At 68.3% G+C, this 18,049-nt stretch carries 14 protein-coding genes, 1 tRNA gene and 1 pseudogene; 10 read left to right on the plus strand and 6 right to left on the minus strand.

From position 1 onward, the window contains the following. The 4 genes from NGM10_RS12445 to NGM10_RS12460 all read left to right on the plus strand — a co-directional run bounded on the left by NGM10_RS12445 (position 1) and on the right by NGM10_RS12460 (position 4,139). Positions 1 to 1,017, plus strand: coding sequence for a carbohydrate ABC transporter permease (locus NGM10_RS12445; protein WP_253479244.1), 1,017 nt, complete (start codon positions 1 to 3; stop codon positions 1,015 to 1,017). Further along, positions 1,017 to 2,099, plus strand: a complete 1,083-nt coding sequence (locus NGM10_RS12450; RefSeq protein WP_253479246.1) for a sugar ABC transporter permease — start codon at positions 1,017 to 1,019, stop codon at positions 2,097 to 2,099. The genes NGM10_RS12445 and NGM10_RS12450 overlap by 1 nt, the downstream gene beginning before the upstream one ends. Before the next feature lie 63 nt (positions 2,100 to 2,162). Next, a complete protein-coding gene (locus tag NGM10_RS12455) occupies positions 2,163 to 3,119 on the plus strand; it encodes a glycosyltransferase (RefSeq protein WP_253479248.1) in 957 nt (318 codons plus the stop codon). A 54-nt stretch (positions 3,120 to 3,173) separates the two neighbouring features. Further along, positions 3,174 to 4,139: a beta-ribofuranosylaminobenzene 5'-phosphate synthase family protein gene (locus tag NGM10_RS12460; RefSeq protein ID WP_253479250.1), complete on the plus strand. Its 966-nt coding sequence runs from the start codon at positions 3,174 to 3,176 to the stop codon at positions 4,137 to 4,139. A gap of 66 nt (positions 4,140 to 4,205) precedes the next feature. Here the strand turns inward: NGM10_RS12460 and NGM10_RS12465 are convergent, their stop codons facing one another. Next, entirely contained in the window at positions 4,206 to 4,754 is a 549-nt protein-coding gene (locus NGM10_RS12465; protein WP_253479252.1) for a peptidylprolyl isomerase, read from the minus strand. 77 nt (positions 4,755 to 4,831) lie between these two features. Between NGM10_RS12465 and NGM10_RS12470 the strand changes: the two genes are divergently transcribed. Both NGM10_RS12470 and NGM10_RS12475 read left to right on the plus strand, forming a co-directional pair. Next, the gene (locus NGM10_RS12470) at positions 4,832 to 5,794 is read left to right on the plus strand and encodes a succinylglutamate desuccinylase/aspartoacylase family protein (protein WP_253479254.1); all 963 of its coding nucleotides are present in this window, start codon (positions 4,832 to 4,834) and stop codon (positions 5,792 to 5,794) included. Positions 5,795 to 6,462: 668 nt separating this feature from the next. Further along, positions 6,463 to 9,798, plus strand: coding sequence for a PAS domain S-box protein (locus NGM10_RS12475; RefSeq protein WP_253479256.1), 3,336 nt, complete (start codon positions 6,463 to 6,465; stop codon positions 9,796 to 9,798). Between the two features lie 2 nt (positions 9,799 to 9,800). On the opposite strand, the pseudogene NGM10_RS12480 reads toward NGM10_RS12475, so the two are convergent. The 3 genes and pseudogenes from NGM10_RS12480 to NGM10_RS12490 form a co-directional block, all read right to left on the minus strand. After that, positions 9,801 to 11,071: pseudogene (locus NGM10_RS12480) on the minus strand (amidohydrolase). A 111-nt stretch (positions 11,072 to 11,182) separates the two neighbouring features. Next, a complete protein-coding gene (locus NGM10_RS12485) occupies positions 11,183 to 11,443 on the minus strand; it encodes a DUF8006 family protein (protein WP_253479258.1) in 261 nt (86 codons plus the stop codon). A 52-nt stretch (positions 11,444 to 11,495) separates the two neighbouring features. After that, positions 11,496 to 11,714: a DUF7996 family protein gene (locus NGM10_RS12490; RefSeq protein ID WP_253479260.1), complete on the minus strand. Its 219-nt coding sequence runs from the start codon at positions 11,712 to 11,714 to the stop codon at positions 11,496 to 11,498. Positions 11,715 to 11,914: 200 nt separating this feature from the next. On the opposite strand from NGM10_RS12490, the gene NGM10_RS12495 reads away from it, so the two are divergent. The 4 genes from NGM10_RS12495 to NGM10_RS12510 all read left to right on the plus strand — a co-directional run bounded on the left by NGM10_RS12495 (position 11,915) and on the right by NGM10_RS12510 (position 17,026). Then, entirely contained in the window at positions 11,915 to 14,650 is a 2,736-nt protein-coding gene (locus NGM10_RS12495; RefSeq protein ID WP_253479262.1) for a lamin tail domain-containing protein, read from the plus strand. 545 nt (positions 14,651 to 15,195) lie between these two features. Then, positions 15,196 to 15,546, plus strand: a complete 351-nt coding sequence (locus NGM10_RS12500; protein ID WP_253479264.1) for a VOC family protein — start codon at positions 15,196 to 15,198, stop codon at positions 15,544 to 15,546. A gap of 143 nt (positions 15,547 to 15,689) precedes the next feature. Then, positions 15,690 to 16,709, plus strand: a complete 1,020-nt coding sequence (locus tag NGM10_RS12505) for a DUF7490 domain-containing protein (RefSeq protein WP_253479266.1) — start codon at positions 15,690 to 15,692, stop codon at positions 16,707 to 16,709. Continuing rightward, entirely contained in the window at positions 16,706 to 17,026 is a 321-nt protein-coding gene (locus NGM10_RS12510; protein ID WP_253479268.1) for a DUF8060 family membrane protein, read from the plus strand. The genes NGM10_RS12505 and NGM10_RS12510 overlap by 4 nt, the downstream gene beginning before the upstream one ends. A 115-nt stretch (positions 17,027 to 17,141) precedes the next feature. Here NGM10_RS12510 and NGM10_RS12515 read toward each other — a convergent pair. Together NGM10_RS12515 and NGM10_RS12520 are read right to left on the minus strand one after the other, a co-directional pair. Next, positions 17,142 to 17,215 (minus strand) — tRNA-Ile (locus NGM10_RS12515). Positions 17,216 to 17,345: 130 nt separating this feature from the next. Then, positions 17,346 to 18,011: an FxsA family protein gene (locus tag NGM10_RS12520; RefSeq protein WP_253479269.1), complete on the minus strand. Its 666-nt coding sequence runs from the start codon at positions 18,009 to 18,011 to the stop codon at positions 17,346 to 17,348. Positions 18,012 to 18,049: the final 38 nt, after the last annotated feature.

Below are 18,049 nucleotides of genomic sequence, written 5' to 3' on the forward strand. Positions count from 1 at the left end.
ATGAGCACGGTTTCACGCGTCGCCCGCCGGGTAGAGGAGATTCCGTTCCTCGAACGACGAGACGTCTCTCTGCTGTTCGTCCTGCCGGGACTGTTCGTGTTCTCGACGTTCATGCTGTTCCCGGTGCTGTACCTCATCGGCATCTCGTTCACGAACGCCGAGCCCGCGAACCTGTTCGCGGGCGAGAGCGCGCTCGCGGTGCTGACGTTTGGCGAGGCCGAGTTCATCGGCTTGGAGAACTACCTCGACGTCTTCTTCGGCGGGACCTTCACGCTGGTCCTGTTCGGTGAACGACTCGCCACGCTCCCCATCAACACCCAGTTCTGGAACTCGTTCGGAATTACGTGGCTGTTCGTGGCGACGAGCGTCACGCTCAAGCTCGCGCTGAGCATCGGCATCGCGCTCGTCGTCACCGGCGACCGCGTCCGGGGCAAGCGGTTCATGCGCTCGCTCATCATCCTCCCGATGGGACTGCCCGCCATCTTCACCATCACGGTGTGGCGCGGCATCTTCAGCTCCGCGGAGTTCGGCCTCGCCAACCAGGTGCTGAGTTCGCTCGGGATGGACACCGTCTCGTGGCTGAGCGAGCGCTGGATGGCGTTCCTCGCGTACAACGTCACCGAGGCGTGGCTCGCGTACCCGTTCATGGTCATCATCACGGTCAGCGCGCTCCAGGACGTTCCCGACGAACTCCACGAGGCCGCGATGGTCGACGGCGCGAACTACGTCTCGCGGTTCCTCCACGTCACGCTCCCCTCGATAAAGCGACCGGTGCTGTTCGCCGCCATCCTGACCGCAGCGGCGTCGTTCCAGCAGTTCCTCATCCCCTACGTGTTCAACGAGGGCGGCCCCGCCCGCCAGAACGAACTCGTGGTCGTCTACGGTTACCGCGAGGCGTTCTCGTTCGCCGAGTACGGGCAGGGGGCGGCCATCTCCATCGTCGCGGTCGTGTTCATCGGCACGTTCATGTGGCTCAACGTCAAGCGCGGAAAGCTCGCAGACGGGGTGAACGACTGATGAGCCTGCTCGCAGGCATCCTCCGGAAGATGAAGGAGGACGCCCGGACCGTCGCGACGACGCCGGTCGAGACCGCCCGCGACGTTCGGTACACCGTCGAGGGGGTCAGGCGCGGCGAGATTCCCCCGTCCAGACCGCTCAAGAGCGTCGGCGCGACGCTCGGCGCGCTCGTCTTGGTCGCGAGCCTGATGTTCCCCATCTACTGGATTCTGATGGCCGCGCTGTCGGGGTCGGGCGGTTCGATCTACTCGTCGGGCGACCTCACGCTGGTGCCGGAGGACCCGACGCTCCAGCCGTTCCTCTGGGTCGTCGGCGACCTCATCGTCCCGTCGTACACCGTCAACCTCGGGATTCCGCTGACCGACCTCGTGGTCGCGTTCAACACGCCCGAGGTCGGTCTGCTCGACGTGTCCGACCACGGCGTCGATAACCCCTCGGACTTCAAGCACTTCCTCTGGAACAGCCTCACCGTCTCGATTCCGACGGTCATCATCGCGATGTGCCTCATCGTCCCGGCGTCGTACGCGCTGTCGCGCCGGGAGTTCATCTTCCGGCGGAAGATACTGTTCACCTACATCCTGCTGACTCAGGTCGGCGGCGGCCTCGGTATCGCGTTGCTCATCGGACTCTACGCGGTGTACGTTCAGGTGGGGCTCAACGACAGCAAACTCGCGCTCGCGGTGTACTACGCCGCGACCGCGGTCCCGTTCAATACGTGGCTGTTGAAGACCTACATGGACGGCATCCCGGTCTCCTACGAGGAGGCCGCGGTGGTCGACGGCGCGCCGCCGTGGCGGGTCGTCACCGAGGTCATCGTCCCGCTGTCGGCGGCGGGACTCGCGACCGTGTTCATCTTCACGTTCCTGACCGGGTGGACCGAGTTCGTGGTCGCCCAGACGTTGCTGTCGACCGAGAACTACACGCTCCCGGTGGGCCTGTTCTCGCTCATCAGCGAGTACTCCATCCCGTGGGCGCGGTTCTCGGCGTTCGCGCTGACGTTCGCGACTCCCATCATGCTCGTCTACCTGTTCGCCCAGCGGTACATCGAGGGCGGCCTGTCGTTCGCGGGCATGGAGGGGTGACCGCACCATCGACCGACCCCTCTCGGGAGAACATCATTTCCGTGCGGCCGTCGAAGCGAGCGTATGGACCGGCCGGTCGCGGTCGCACACTACCCCGAGGGAGCGGGTCACGCCACCCGGATGCTCGCCGTCGCGCAGGCGCTCGAAGACGCGGGCGCGACCGTCGCCCTCGCGGGCGGCGGTCCCGGAACTCGGTTCGTCGAGCGCAACGGCTACGAGGTGTTCCGGGCCGCGCCGGTCGATTACATCGGCGACTACCAGCGGGGCTCGGTCGGCCGCGTCCTGACCCGGAGCCTCCCCAACAGCGGCAAGCGCGTGTTCGACCTCGCGCGGTGGCTCCGGCGGGAGGACCCCGCGGCGCTGGTCACCGACGACATGTTCGCCGCGATGGCGGCCTCGCTGACCGGGACGCCGTTCCACGTCGTCACGCACAACGCCGCCTCGTACTACGACGCCGCGGTCGAGCAGGCGTTCACTTGGTTGGTCAACCGCTACCAGCTCGCCGCCGCGGAGTCGTTCCTCTTCCCGTCGGTCTGGCCGCCCGACAGGGGCGACCCGCCGGGAGTCACCCGCGTGCCGCCCATCGCGCTCGACTGCGACGACGCTCCGCCGCCCGACGACGTGGGCGTGCTGGTGGTGCCGAGCGTCTACTCGACGAACTTCGACGCGCTCGCCCGGACGCTGCGGTCCGAGGGCCACCGTGTGACCCTCGTCGGCGACTCCGACTGGACGGCGGTTCCCGCGCTCCTGCCCTGGGTCCGGGCCGCCGACGCGGTGGTCTGCTCGGGCTACTCGACCGTCATGGAGGCCGCGGTGGCTGGCACGCCCTGCGTGGTCTACCCCTTCACCGACGAGCAACACGGCGTCACTCGCGTGCTCGAACGCCGCGGAGTCCGGGGCTTTCAGGTCGAACACTCCATCGCGCACGTCGCCCGGGCGGTCGGCCACCCGCCGCGGTCGCCCAGCCACGAGAACGGGGTCGAGCGCGTCGCCGACCGCGTGCTCGCCGAGCCGACCTGACCAGTTTTTGCCACTGTCGGAACCGAAAACCCCGTTCCGTCCGAACGACCGCGCATGGTCCGGGTGTCGGTCGGCGGTCGCCTCCACTTCGGCTTCCAGAACCTCTCGCTCGCCCACGAGCGCCTCTACGGGTCGGTCGGCGTAGCGCTCGACGAGCCGCGGGTGGTCGTGTCGGCCGACCCCGCCGAGGGGGTCGGCTGCGACCACGCGACCGCGCGCGAGCACGCCGCGCGCGCGGTCGACCTCCTAGACGTTCCCGGCGCGTCGGTGACGGTCGAGCAGACCCTCCCGCGACACGTCGGCCTCGGGAGCGGCACCCAGCTGGCGCTCGCGGTGCTCGTCGCGGTCGCGGCGGCCCACGACCGCGAGCCGCGGGTCAGCGAGCGCGCGCCGAAACTGGGTCGGGGCGGCCGGAGCGGCGTCGGCGTCGCGGCCTTCGAGCGCGGCGGGTTCGTGCTCGACGCCGGACACCCCACCGAGCGGTTCACCGCCGACCGACCGCCCCGGGGCGAGTGGACGGTCCCGGCGGTCGCGGCCCGCCACGACGTGCCCGACGACTGGCGGTTCGTCCTCGCGCTCCCCGACGCCGAACCCGGCCGGAACGGCGACGACGAGGACGCGAGCATGCGGTCGGTCGTCGAGCGCGCCGACCCCGCCATCGCCGACGAGATAGCCGGACTCGTGGCCCGTCGGGTCCTGCCCGCGGTGGCCGACGGCGACTCGGAGGCGTTCGGCGCGGCGGTCGCGGCGGTCGGCCGACTCAACGGCGCGTGGTACGCAGACGAGCAGGGCGGGGTGTACCGGCCGCCGGTCGGCGACGTGGTCGCACAGCTACGCGAGTCGGCCGCGATTGCGGGTGCCGGGCAGTCGTCGTGGGGGCCCGCGGTCTACGGCGTGACGACCGCGAGTCGGGTCGACGACGCCCGAGCGGCCGCGCGCGATGCGCTGGCCGAGGCCGGAGTCGGCGGCGACGTGCTGGTAGCCGAGGCCCGGAATCGGGGCGCGCGAATCGAGCGGTGAGCGCGGCGGTGGCTCGGCGGTCGCGACTGACCTGAAAGAGAATCGAGCCGAGAAAGAGCGACCGCGCTACTCGTGGACCTCGACCGACTCCAGCACCACGTCGTCGGCGGGCTTGTCGTTGCGGCCGGTCGGGACCGAGCCGATCTCCTCGACCACGTCCATGCCGTCGACGACCTCGCCGAAGACGGCGTGCTTGTCGTCGAGGTGGGGCTGGGCGTCGAGCGTGATGAAGAACTGCGAGCCGTTGGTGTTCGGGCCGCTGTTCGCCATCGAGAGCTTGCCCGGCCCGTCGTGGCGGAGCTCGGGGTGGAACTCGTCGTCGAACTGGTAGCCCGGGCCGCCCCGGCCGGTGCCGGTCGGGTCGCCGCCCTGAATCATGAAGTCCTCGATGACGCGGTGGAAGAGGACGCCGTCGTACAGCGCGTCGCCCCGTATCTCGCCGGTCTCGGGGTCCTTCCACGTCGTCGTCTCGGGCGCTGGCTCGTCGTTCGCGGCGGGGTCGTGTTCCGCGAGGTTGACGAAGTTCTCGACGGTCTTCGGGGCGCGCTCGTCGAACAGTCGCACCTCGATGTCGCCGTGATTCGTGTGCAGGGTCGCGGTCAGGTCGTCTGCCATGGTTGCGGGAAGGGCCGCGAGGTAGAAAACCCTGCCGAAGACCACACATTCAATTGCCGCGACGGAGACGAGAGGGTATGGAACACGTTACCGAGCGCATCACGCTCGCGCGCCTCCCGTCGGGCGTCGAGATAGCGACCACGGTCCACACCTACGACGGAACCGAGGACGGCCCGACGGTCTACGTCCAAGCGGCTCAGCACGGCCGCGAGGTCAACGGCACCGAGACCCTCCGGCGGGTCCACGACCGCCTGCTCGATTCGGACCTCTCGGGACGAATCGTCGCGGTGCCGGTCGCCGACCCGCTGACGTTCGACCGGGTCTCGTACACCACGCCCGAACAGCTCGACAGCGTGAACCCCAACATGAACCGCGTCTGGCCGGGCGACCCCGAGGGGACGCTCCACGAGCGCATGGCCGCCCGGCTGTGGGAGTACGCGCGCGAGGCCGACGCCATCGTCGACCTTCACACCGGGAGCCCCGACATGCTGACCCATGTGGTGTTCATGGAGGGCCACGAGGGCTCGCGCAACCTCGCCGAGGCGTTCGGTAGCGACCTCCTGCTCTCCGAAGAGGCGGGCGACGACGCCGACGACGAGTGGGCGGCCCGCGACTTCGGCGGCAAGCTCCGGGTCGCCGCCAACGAGGAGGCCATTCCGACCATCACGCCCGAACTGGCCCACAGCAAGCAGATCGTCGAGGACGCGGTCGAGACGGGCGTCGTCGGGACGCTCAACGTCTTCCGACACCTCGGACTGCTCGACGAGTCGGTCGAAGCGAACGGCGACCCGACGCTCGCGCGCAACCACCTCGGCCGGGTCACCGCCGACGACTCGGGGCTGTTCCGGGCCGACCCCGACCACGCGGTCGGCGACGAGGTCGAGGCGGGCGAGTACCTCGGGACGCTGTACGACGCGACCACCTTCGAACCGCTCCAGGAGGCCCGCGCCGACAGGGACGGCATCCTCTACTCGCTCGCCCAGGAGGCGACGGTCACCGCGGGCGACACCCTGCTGAACGTCGCGTGGCGACGCGAGTGAGCCGACTGCCACGTCACGATACGAACGCGGTCGTCGGCCGGGACGGCCGACGACCGCGAGGACCGCGAGTGCGACTCCGACTACCGCGAGGACCGCGAGTGCGACTCCGACTACCGCGAGGACCGCGAGTGCGACTCCGACTACCGCGACCACAGCGACCGCAACTGCGACTCCGACTACCGCGACTCCGATAACCGAGACCGCGACCGCAAGGACCGCGACTACGACTCCGATAACCGAGACCGCGACCACAGCGACCGCAACTGCGACTCCGACTACCGCGACTCCGATAACCGAGACCGCGACCGCAAGGACCGCAACTGCGACTCCGAGGACCGCGAGGACCGCGACCACGACGACCGCGAGGACCGCGACAACCGAGACCGCGAGGACCGCGACTACGACTCCGATAACCGAGACCGCGACCACAGCGACCGCAACTGCGACTCCGACTACCGCGACTCCGATTACCGAGACCGCAAGGACCGCGACTACGACTCCGATAACCGAGACCGCGACCACAGCGACCGCAACTGCGACTCCGACTACCGCGACTCCGATAACCGAGACCGCGACAACCGAGACCGCGACCGAACCGCGACTACGACTCCGAGTACCGAGACCGCGACCGCATCAAGACTTATTCGCGTCGGTTCACTAACTCGGGTATGAGTAACCGGGCGGGAGGCTCCGAGTCGGCGTTCTGGGGGGACGCCGACGAATCAGAGGCTCTCCAGCGCTATCGGACCCTCGTGAACGCCATCGACGACGGAATCTACCAGCTCGACCGCGACGGACACTTCGTCGCGGTCAACGAGGTCATCGTCGAGACGACGGGCTACACCCGCGAGGAGCTACTCGGCGAACACGTCGCCATCCTTCTAGACGCCGAGGACGTTTCGGCCATCGAGCGCGAGATTCAGCGGCGGCTCGCGGGCTCGGGCGACGAAGCCGAGACGCTCGAACTCGATATCCGGACCGCCGACGGCGACCGGATTCCCTGCGAGCTCCGACTCAACCTCCTCGTGGAGGACGGCGCGTTTCGCGGGACCATCGGCGTGGTTCGGGACGTCTCCGAGCGCAAGCGAGCCGAGCGGACGCTCACCGAACACGAACGCCGGATCGAACTCGAAAGCGACCTGACCGACCGGCTCCTCAAGACCAGCCCCGTCGGTATCGTGGTCCTCGACGGCGACGGAGCGGTCGAGGAGCTAAACGAACGCGCGCGGGAGATACTCGACGTTGCGGAGTCCGAACGCGGGACCTACTCGCCCAGCGACAGGCCCGTCTACGACGAAGGCGGCCGACCGATTCCGGCAGACGAACATCCGTTCGCACGCGCACTGGAGACGGGAGAGCCGGTGTACGACCGGGTCCTGCAGGTCGAGCGGCCGGACGGCGAGCGCCGCTGGCTGTCGGTCAACGCCGAACCGATACCGAACGACGAGGGAGAAATCGAGCACGTCGTCACGACCGGTGAGGACATCACCGACATCAAGCAGCGCGAGCGCGAACTCGAAGCCGAACTGGGCGAGATATTCGGTCGAGTCACCGACGCGTTCTACGCGCTCGACGACGAGTGGCGGATCACCTACGCCAACGAGCGCGCCGAGGACCTGATCGACTACCGCGAGGAGGGACTGGTCGGTCAGGACTTCTGGGAGGTGTTCGAGTGGGCGGCCGACTCGACGCTCGGCGAGGAGTACCGGACCGCGATGGAGACTCAGGAACCGACCTCGTTCGAGTTCTACTACCCCGAACCGCTCGAATCGTGGTACGAGGTCCACGCCTACCCCTCCGAGACCGGACTGTCGGTGTACTTCCGGGACGTGACCGAGCGCAAGCGCCGCGAGCGCGAACTCGAGGAGTCAGAGCGCCGCTACCGGGCGCTGGTCGAGAACTTCCCGAACGGCGCGGTCGCGCTCGTCGACCGGGGACTCCGCTATCGGACCGTCGGCGGCGACCCCATCGTCGACGACGCCGCGGTCGAAGACCTCGAGGGACGACTGGTCGGTGACGCGCTCCCGCGGGAACTGGCCGACGAATTGGTCCCGCGATACGAGGCCGCCCTCGGCGGCGAACTCGGCGCGTTCGAGACCGAATTAGACGGTCGCATCTACCAGATACGCATCGTTCCGGTCCGGGACGACGACGGCGAGGTGTTCGCCGCGCTCGGGATGTCCCAGGACGTCACCGAGCGCACCGAGCGCGAACGGGAACTCGAGGAGTATCGGTCGCGGTACCAGACGCTCATCGAGAACTTCCCGAACGGCGCGGTGGCGCTGGTCAACCGCGACCTCCGGTACGAGACCTTCGGGGGCACGCCCGAGGGGAGCGCCGACGTGACGAGAGGGGAACTCGAAGGGGCCGCCCTCCGCGACGCGCTCCCGAGCGACCTCGCCGACGTGGTCGTCCCACGGTACGAGGCCGCCCTGAACGGCGAGACCGCCGAGGTCGAGACCACGCTCGGGGGCGAAGTCTACCAGTTCCACTTCGTCCCGGTCCGGGACGACGACGGCGAGGTGTTCGCCGCGCTCGGAATGTCCCAGAACGTCACCGAGCAACGCGAGCGCGAGCGGTACCTCCGGGACGCCAAGGCGCAACTGGAGGCCGCGACCGAGGCGGGCGCGGTCGGGACGTGGGAGTGGCACATCCCCGAAGACGAGTTCGTCACGGGCGCTTCGTTCGCCCGGACGTTCGGAGTCGACCCCGAGGCGGCCCGCGAGGGCGTCTCTATCGACCGGATAGTCTCCGCCATCCACGAGGACGACCGCGAGCGGATCGAGCGTCGAATCGAGGCGGTGATGGACGAATGCGGGGAGTACGAGGAGGAGTACCGGGTCTGGAACGCCGAGGGCGAACTTCGGTGGGTCGTGGCCCGCGGTCACGTCGAGTGCGACGAGGAGGGCGACCCGGTCACGTTCCCCGGTGCGCTCACCGACATCACGGAGCGAAAGCGCGCCGAGCAGGCGCTGCACGAGAGCGAGAAGCAACTCCGGACGCTCCTTCGGCTACTCCCCGTCGGGGTCATCGTCGCCGAGGACGGCGGGCGACTGGTCCAGAAGAACGACGCCGCCGAGGAGATATGGAGCGGGTTCGCCGAGGCCGACGCCGTGGCCGACTACGAGCGGTATCGGGGGTGGTGGCCCGAGTCCGGCGAGCAGGTCGCCCCCGAGGAGTGGCCGCTCGCCCGGGCGCTCCGGGGCGAGGAGATAACCGACTCTGAGGTCATCGAGATAGAGGGGTTCGACGGCGAGCACCGGACAGTGTTGTTCCACGCCATGCCGATTCGGAACGCGAGCGGCGACGTGACCCGGGCGGTCGTCACGATGATCGACGTCACCGAGCGCGAGGAGCGCCAGCAACGGTTGCAGGAGCAGAACGAGCGACTCGAATCGTTCGCGAGCATGCTCGCCCACGAACTCCGGAATCCCGTCACCATCGGGCAGATATACAGCCAACAGCTCCCCGACGAGGCCGACTCGGAGGCGGTCGGCTACGTGGCCGAGGCGTTCGACCGCATCGAGGACATGATAGACATCATGCTGATGATGACGCGGGGTCAGGAGGCGGTCGACGGGAGTTGCCCGGTGTCGCTGGCCGACGCCGCGGAAGACGCGTGGGACGAGATGGACCAGACGGGGCGGCTCCGGGTCGAAGCCACCGACCGGGTTCGGGGCGACGAGACGTACCTCCGGCACCTGTTTCGGAACCTGTTCGAGAACGCGGTCCAGCATGGCGGGACCGACGTGACCGTCGAGGTCGGCCGACTGCGCGACGGCTTCTACGTCGCCGACGACGGTTGCGGTATCCCGCCCGAGAAACGCGATGCGGTCTTCGAAGCGGGGTTCACGACCGCGAAGGACGCGGGCGGAACCGGACTGGGGCTAGCGTTCGTCGGCGAACTGGCCGAGGTGTACGAGTGGCGGTGTTCGGTGACCGAGAGCGCCGACGGCGGCGCGCGCTTCGAGTTCCGGGACGTCGAGTTCGTCTCGGACGAGTAAGGTCACTCGAAGCGCCGGACGGTCTCGGCGACCACGCCGACCCCGATGTCGAGCGAGTCCTCGTCGATGTCGAAGTACGCGGTGTGGTGGCCCGCGGGGTTGCTCGCGCCGACGCCGAGGTAGGTCGCCTTCCCGCCCTCTTCTTGGACGCGACGCACGAGATAGGAGGCGTCCTCGCTCCCGCCGAACTCCTTGCGCTCGCGTACCTCCTCGACGCCCGCGACGTTGCGGGCCGCCTCGGCCACCGCATCGACCACCTCGTCGTCGGCCTCGAACGTCGTGGTCTTGCCGTAGAGGCTGGTCGAGAGGTCAACGTCGTGCATCTCGGCGGCCGCTTTCAGGACGCGCTCGGCGCGTTCGAGCATGTACTCGTTGAGGTCGGCGGTCCGGCCCCGGACCTCCACGCGCATCTCGGCGCGCTCGGCGATGACGTTCTGGGCGTTCGGCGAGTGGACCGTCCCGACGTTGATGCGGGTCGCGCCGTCCTCGTGGCGCGGGATGGCGTAGAGGTTCTGGATTGCGGTCGCGGCCGCCTGGAGGGCGTTTCGGCCCTCGTTGGGTCGACCGCCAGCGTGGGCGGGGACGCCTTCGAAGGTCACGTCGAGTTTGGCGTTCGCCAGCGGGCGCTCGTAGCTCGCGACCACGGTGCCCGTTTCGAGCCCGAGACCGAGGTGGAGCGCGAGCAGGTAGTCCACGTCGGCGAGGTGGTCGGTCTCGCTCATCGGCTTGCCGCCCCGGCCGCCCTCCTCGGCGGGCTGGAAGAACAGCTTGAGGGTGCCGTCGAAGCCGCCGTTCTCGTCGAACTCGCGGGCGATGCCCACGCCGATGGCGGTGTGGCCGTCGTGGGCGCAGGCGTGCATCTCGTCGGGGTGGGTGCTGGCGAACCCCTCGCGGGCGGGCCGGTGGTCGTCGTCGGTCGCCTCCGCGCGCTCCAGCGCGTCCATGTCGATGCGCACCCCGACCGTGGGACCCGACTGGTCGCCGAACGCTCGTTCGGCGACCAGTCCGGTAATCCCGCCCATCCGGTCGAGGTACTCCCCGGGCGCGCCCTCCTCGCGGGCGCGTTCCATCGCGGCCTCGATCTCGTCGTCGCCGGGGAGCCGAGCCGGGAGTCGGCGACGAGCGCGTCGGGCCCGAGGTGAACGTCGAACCCGCGGTCGTCGAGCTCCTCGGCGACGAGCGCGGTCGTCCGGAACTCCTTCCACCCGGCCTCCGGCCGCGCGTGGAGGTCCCGGCGGAGCTCTGTCAGCGTCTGCTCGCGTGTCTGGGCCATGGGAGTGGTAGACACGGGTATCGGACAAAGCGATAGCGGTGGCGGCAAGCGACGGTAGCGCAGACGGGGACGAACGCGAAAACGGCGACGAAACGTCGGTCGGGAAGCGGTCTAACTGCGCGCCGTGGTGTACAGCAACGGCGCGACGACGAGCAACGCGATGCCGAGGAACTTGTAGTGAATCGGTGCCAGGCTGATGGGCGTCAGGAGGAATATCAGCCCGAACGTGATGGCGTTCAGCGACAGCACCTTCCGGGACCCCAGCGGAATCGCCCCCAGTACCGAGAGGACGAACACCAACAGGAGCGCCTGCCCGACGTTGTACTGGGTCAGGAAGTCGTCGATCAGCGGCATCGGTACGAACTCGATCATCGTTGTTCGAAACTCGACCCGAAATACCCTTTAAAGTTCCGCTATACCGCGGTCACTCGGTCGTCCCGCGGAAGTCGAGGGGTCGGATCCAGATGTACCAGATTGCGACCATCGCGGTGAGGTAGCCGGTGAACCAGACCACCGAGCCCAGCGCCTCGTAGCCCGCCGCACTCAGCGCGTAGTGGGTGAGTCCCGGAACGAGGACGGCGACAGCGAGCGCCGCTCCGAACCGGACCTTCTCCGACCGGCCCATCACCGACCACCCCGGCATCGCTCGGTCATGTCCGACGGTTCGGACTCTACGAACGTGAACGCCTCGGTTCGCGTCGAAGGCGGTCTTCCCGGCGGGACTCGACCTGACAGTATGATTATATAATTGGTGACTATCTCGGATTTTACCATATATAGTCTATATATTAACTATACTAAGATATGGAACGATTTATGTGTCGAGACTTCCGGCGTTGAACCATGCGACGACGCACCTTCCTGACGGCGCTCGCGACGGCGGCGGGCAGTTCGGCCGCCGGGATCCGACTCACGGGTCGCACGGAGGCATCGTCCGGCGAGATATCCGAACTCGCGTTCTACTCCACGTCGAGTCTGGTGAACGCGAACTACGGTCCGCTCACCGACGAGTACTACGTCCCGGTCTGGGCCGAGGACACCGCCGCGAACTCCGACGAGGACGGCAACGACGACGCCTACCTCTACGCCGACGACGAGTCGATTCCGCTGGTCGCGGTCGACTGGAACGTGGTCGGGTTCGGGTCGATGCTGGTCAACGACGGCGACGCCAGCTGGCAGTACGGCAACGAGGAGTTCGTCCTCAACGTCTGGGACGACGCCCTCGGCGGGTCCGGAACCGTGCTGTGGGACGAGGGCCACGGCCAGTACTACGACCTCGCGTCGTTCTCGGAGTTCGAGTCCTACGCCGAGGACAACGGCTACACCGTCGAATCGACCAGCTCGCTCGCGTCGGACCTCGCCGACGCCGACGCCGCGGTCGTCACCTCGCCGAGCGAGGCGTTCACCTCCGAGGAACTCGGCGCGCTCGGCGACTTCGTCGACGAGGGCGGGTGGCTGTTCCTCCACGACCAGTCGGACTACGGCGACTACGACGAGACCGCGAACTTGAACGACATCCCGGGCTACCTCGACCTCGCGTTCCGGTTCAACGACGACCAGGTCGCCGACGAGTACCGGAACGCCAGCGGCGCTTACGAGCCGGTCACCGACGTGTTCGACGACGACTTCGACTACTTCGGCGACCGCGAGGGGCTCGGGCTCGACCCCGAGGAGACCTACGCCGTCACGGTCGAGGATGTCATCGACGGCGACACCGTGAAGGTCACCTTCGACGACGGGACGACCGAGAACATCCGCATCCTCGGCACCGACACGCCCGAAACGTCCTCGAACAGCCAGTACGAGCGCCCCCAGGAGTGGGAGGGCATCTCCGACGAGGAGTACCTGCAGGCCCGGGCCGACGAGGCGACCCAGTTCGGCAAGGACGAACTCGACGTGGGCTCGACGGTCGATCTGGTGTTCGACGACAACGAACCGGTCCGGGACGTCTACGACCGGATTCTGGGCTACCTCTACTACGACGCGACCGGCGACGGCAGCCGGGACGCCAACTACAACTACCGGCTGGTCGAGGAGGGCCACGCCCGCGTGTACGACTCGTCGTTCGCGAAGCACGCCGAGTTCATCGACGCCGAGCGCGCCGCGAGGGCCGACGGAGTTCAGGTGTGGGAGGAGAGCGACCCCGACGGCTCACCGGAGATACGCGACAACCCCGTCGACGACCTGTTCTTCCCCCAGACCGCCAGCGTCCGCACGTCGACCGGCGGCATCGACGACTCGCGGGTGCCCGTCTACGCGGAGTCGTCGGCGACCCAGGAGCTCGACGGCGGCCACGACTACGGCGACGGCGAGCTACCGCTGGTCGGGGTCGACGAGGACGCTAACGTCGCGGTCGTCGGTGCGCCCCTCGTCGACGAGAGCTACGAGGAGGCCGAGGGCTACGACACCGACACCTCCTCGTACGGGAACTACCCCTTCTTCACGAACCTCGTCGACTACCTCTCGGAGGTCGAGGGCGACGTGCTCGTCGACGGCGGCCACGGTCAGTTCGGCGCGGACTACGGCGTGGCGGCCGAGGACGCCGCCTACTACATGCGCTACCTCGAAGGCCAGGACATCGGGCTGGAGGGCATCAACGAACTGACCGCCGACCGACTGAGCCGGGGGCGCGCGCTCGTCGTCACCACGCCGCCGGAGTCGTTCACCGCGAGCGAAGTCGACGCCGTCCAGTCGTTCGTCGACGACGGCGGCGCGGTCGTGCTGGTGGGAAGCGGCGCGACCCCGCCGGAGGCCCGCGAGAACGCCAACGACCTGGCGGCCGAACTCGGCACCGACCTCCGGGTCAACGCCGACCGGGTCGTCGACGACTCCAACAGCGTCGGCACCAGCGCCGACGTGCCCGAGACGACCGCCTTCGACGACTCGTTCCCGCTGTTCGACGCCTACACGCCGGGGACCGCCAACGACTACGACGTGTCCATCACCGACATCCAGGAGGACGGCGAGGACAGCCTCGACGAGTACGTCGACATCCGGAACGACGGCGACGCCGACCTCGAGATGACCGGCTGGACGCTCGAAGACGAGGCCGACTACACCTACGAGTTCCCCGACGGCTTCACCCTCGGCGCGGGCGAGACCGTCCGCGTCCACACCGGTGACGGCGAGGACACCGACACCGACCTCTACTGGGGAATGGGCATCCCGGTCTGGAACAACGACGGCGACACCGCCTATCTGTACGACGACGCGGGCAACCTCGCCGACGAACTGACCTACCCCACGGAATCCGACGCGTGCGGCGACGTCGTCTGCGTGAGCGAGGTCAGCCCTGAGGGCGACACCTTGAACGAGGAGTGGGTCGAGTTCGAGAACGGGAGTTCGAGCGACCAGGAGATGACCGGCTGGACCGTCGAGGACGAGGCCGACTACACCTACGAGTTCCCCGACGGCTTCACGCTCGACGCGGGCGCGACCGTCCGACTCCACACCGGAAGCGGCACCGATTCGGACACCGACCTCTACTGGGGGTCGGGCAACTACGTCTGGAACGACGGCGGCGACACCGTCTTCGTCTACGACGACTCGGGGTCGCTCCACGTCGAGCGCAGTTACTGAACACGGCGGCGACGCTCTCAGCCTCTTTTTTCGGGACGATTCGGTACGGAGACGGCGAGACGCCCCAGTGAGCAGACGGCGACACGACCTCGACGGAAGAGCGAGGCGGGGACCAGCGGTGGAGTGAGGCAGGGACGAACAGGAGAGCGACGGCCGACGGCCCGAGAGTGGTGGACGGATTCGGTCGCGGAGCGACCGAATCCGGTAGCTGACAGGCTGACAGGCTGACAGACGACCCGAGCGGTCGACTGGCGACATTTGGCGGTCGTCTGACCGGCGTGTGGCGTGCGACGCGAGCGTGTCAGCCGACGAGTCCCTCGCTGGAGCGCTGGCTGACGGTCCCCGTCGGATGGTGTTTCGAGGCGACGGCGGGACGGGTGGGGTCGGACGCCACGTATCGAGCGTTTCCCTCCGAGAGCAAAAAGCTCGCTAATTGTTCGATATAGGTCTCAATAGTCCGGGTGACGCGGAGCGAATCGCGGCCCCTCGAACGGGCGACTCGCTCCGACGGTGGGTTTTTGACGACCGCACTCGACCGTCGAGACGTGAGCGCCATCACCTTCTTCGCCACGACCGACCTCGGCCGAATCGTCGATTTCTACGTCGAGACGGTCGGTGCCGACGTGTGGCTCGAACAGCCCGACTGCACGATTCTGAAGTACGACAACCAACTGCTGGGGTTCTGCGAGCGCGACGAGGCCGACACCGAGGGCATCCTCACGTTCGTCTACGCCGACCGGGACGGAGTGGACGAGATGTACGAGCGACTGGCCGACAGCGCCCGCGAGCGACCCCACGACAACGACACCTACGACATCTACCAGTTCTTCGCCGAGGACCCCGACGGTCGCGCGGTGGAGTTCCAGACGTTCCTGCATCCGACCGACCCGGTGTGACGTTCCTGCATCCGACCGACCCGGTGTGACGTTCCGCCGTCCGACCGACCCGGTCGGTCCCGACCGGGTCGGTCGTCGGACGGACCTGTCGGTCGGGTCACTCGACCACAAAGTACTTGCCCCACACACGTAACTCCGCGAACATGAACCGCGAGACGATGCTGGCACTCGGTATCGCTGTCGTCGTCGCGGTATCGCTGGTCTCGGTCGCTGCGGTCCCCGACGCGTTCGCAGACCCGGACTCCGACCCGGTCCGGCCCGGCCACGTCTCCATCGAGGAGGTGTCCATCGCGCCGGGCGCGGTGTCGGGCGGTACCGCGAACCTGACGGTGGACTCGCGGCTCGGCCACCGTGGCGGCACCACCGAGAACGTGTCGGTCCTCGTGCGGGCGGTCGGCCTCGAATCCGGACTCGAAGAGACCGCGGTCCGGGCGGAGGTCGGCGAGATATCCGGCGACCGCGAGGTGTCGGTCGTCCGGAACCTCTCGGTCGAGCGCGCGGGCGGCTACCGCATCGAGACGGTCGTCTATCGCGACGACGAGCGGATTGCCGATGGGAGCAAGGAGGTCCGAGGCGTCGGCACGCTCGTCCCCGAGTACGCCCGGACGAGCGTCGACTTCCACTGGCGGGCCGACGACGACCTCCCGGCCGTCGAGTACACCGTCGCCGACGCCGGGGACAACCGGACCGCGCTGAACGTCTCGACCTACCTCACCAACGAGGGCGACGACCCCTCCGAGGAACTCCGGGTCGTGCTGACCGCCCGGCAGGCCGACTCGAACATCGTCGCCGACCGCGCGACGGTGCCGGTCGGCACCATCGAACCGGGCCGGACCGCGACCCCGAACGCCGAACTCGCGGTGCCCGACGGCTACAACTACTACCTCGACGCCGTGCTGTGGAAGGACGGCGTGGTCGTCGGCACCGCCCGGAGCGTCGCCAACCTCGACCCGACCGAGACCATCGAGGCCGACGAGACGGTCCGCGAGGTCGGTATCGAGGTCGGCGACTTCGAGGACGACGACGCAGGCGCGGCGGGCGCGGCGCGGGAGACCGAAGAGCCTGCCGCCGACGCCGGAGAGGGCGGTACGCCCGGCTTCACGGCCGCCGGAGCGCTCACCGCGCTCGTCGCCGCGCTACTGCTCGCACGGAGGCAATCATGACCGAGACCGGAGACACGACCCCCGACGCGTCCGAGGAACCGACCGCTTCGAGCGATTCGAGCGTTTCGAGTGGCCCGACCGGCGTGACCACCGACGACTTCGAACTCCGCGAGACCCTCTACAAGGTGGCGCTCGGGCTGTTCGGCCTGCTCGCGGTGGTCGCCGTCGTCCAGCTGTACGCCAGCGTGGGCGCGACGATAAACACGTTCATCGACCACGAGTACCGCCCGCTGTTCCGGGCGGCGTTCAATCTGGTCGTGCTGTTGACGGCCGGAATCGGTATCTCGTGGTGCGTCCGGGAGTTGAGCGGGGAGTAAGGGCGGGAGTCGGCACGGCAACACGCACCGCTGGAGAACGTCGAAGCCGAAAGTTAGGTGGCTGGGGAGTTGCGGACGCAGATTCCGAACGGCCAACGACCGTTCGATTTTGGGATGGGCCAACGCGGATTTGAACCGCGAACCTCCCGGTTATCAGCCGAGCGCTCAACCTGATTGAGCTATTGGCCCAGATGAGCGCATTCGGTGATTGCGCGGTCGGATGTTTAAGCGTTTCCTTTCGACCCGGGGACGTGACGCCCTCGCGTGGTTCTGCCCTCTCGTCGGCCACAGCGCAGGTCGTCGGTCGCGTCCGAGGCGACTACTCCTCCTCGTCGTCCTCGAACTCGATGTCGTAGGCGTCGTCGTCCACCCGGTACGTGTCGTCGGGCGCGGACTCGCTCGCGCCCGCGCCGCCGGTCCCGGGGCCGCCCGAGCCGTCAGCACCGCCCGTGCCACCAGAATCGCCCGGGCCGCCGAAACCGCCGAAGCCGCCTAGACCACCGGAACCGCCCGCGCCAGCGCCGTCGGGGCCGGGGCCGCCCGTGCCGCCGCCGCCGTCGTCGGCGTTCGGGAACCCGAAGGTGTAGACGTTGCCGGTGGCGAACCCGCCGGTCTGCTTCTCGACGTAGGGGGTGACGACCCAGCGCTGGACCGCCTCGCGGACCACGATCCGCGAGGGCGAGAACGCCAGCAGGAAGCCAACCGCGTCGGTCACCAGCCCCGGGGTCAACAGGAACGCGCCCGCCGCGATGAGGAGCGCGCCGTCGGTGAGTTCGTCGGTGGGCACCCGTCCCTCGGCGACCGTACGCTGGAGCTTCCGGACGGTGTGGCGGCCCTCCGCCCGGACCAGCAGGGTCCCGACGAGCGCGGTCAGCACCACGAGCGCGACCGTCAGGACCGGGCCGAGTTGCGTCGCCACATAGACGAGGAACAGCGCGTCGAGGAGCGGGATGAGGAGCAGTCCCAGCAGGATGCGTTTCAGCATTTACCTGCTCCGGGCTAGTCGTTCGCGCGGTAAAACCC

This window comes from Halorussus salilacus, assembly GCF_024138125.1.
Lineage (GTDB): Archaea > Halobacteriota > Halobacteria > Halobacteriales > Haladaptataceae > Halorussus > Halorussus salilacus.

Excerpts from the sequence above, each read along its gene's own strand:
- NGM10_RS12445 (WP_253479244.1), top strand. The coding sequence starts at position 1 with ATGAGCACGGTTTCACGCGTCGCCCGCCGGGTAGAGGAGATTCCGTTC.
- NGM10_RS12450 (WP_253479246.1), top strand. The coding sequence starts at position 1,017 with ATGAGCCTGCTCGCAGGCATCCTCCGGAAGATGAAGGAGGACGCCCGG.
- NGM10_RS12455 (WP_253479248.1), top strand. The coding sequence starts at position 2,163 with ATGGACCGGCCGGTCGCGGTCGCACACTACCCCGAGGGAGCGGGTCAC.
- NGM10_RS12460 (WP_253479250.1), top strand. The coding sequence starts at position 3,174 with ATGGTCCGGGTGTCGGTCGGCGGTCGCCTCCACTTCGGCTTCCAGAAC.
- NGM10_RS12465 (WP_253479252.1), bottom strand. The coding sequence starts at position 4,754 with ATGGCAGACGACCTGACCGCGACCCTGCACACGAATCACGGCGACATC.
- NGM10_RS12470 (WP_253479254.1), top strand. The coding sequence starts at position 4,832 with ATGGAACACGTTACCGAGCGCATCACGCTCGCGCGCCTCCCGTCGGGC.
- NGM10_RS12475 (WP_253479256.1), top strand. The coding sequence starts at position 6,463 with ATGAGTAACCGGGCGGGAGGCTCCGAGTCGGCGTTCTGGGGGGACGCC.
- NGM10_RS12485 (WP_253479258.1), bottom strand. The coding sequence starts at position 11,443 with ATGATCGAGTTCGTACCGATGCCGCTGATCGACGACTTCCTGACCCAG.
- NGM10_RS12490 (WP_253479260.1), bottom strand. The coding sequence starts at position 11,714 with ATGCCGGGGTGGTCGGTGATGGGCCGGTCGGAGAAGGTCCGGTTCGGA.
- NGM10_RS12495 (WP_253479262.1), top strand. The coding sequence starts at position 11,915 with ATGCGACGACGCACCTTCCTGACGGCGCTCGCGACGGCGGCGGGCAGT.
- NGM10_RS12505 (WP_253479266.1), top strand. The coding sequence starts at position 15,690 with ATGAACCGCGAGACGATGCTGGCACTCGGTATCGCTGTCGTCGTCGCG.
- NGM10_RS12510 (WP_253479268.1), top strand. The coding sequence starts at position 16,706 with ATGACCGAGACCGGAGACACGACCCCCGACGCGTCCGAGGAACCGACC.
- NGM10_RS12520 (WP_253479269.1), bottom strand. The coding sequence starts at position 18,011 with ATGCTGAAACGCATCCTGCTGGGACTGCTCCTCATCCCGCTCCTCGAC.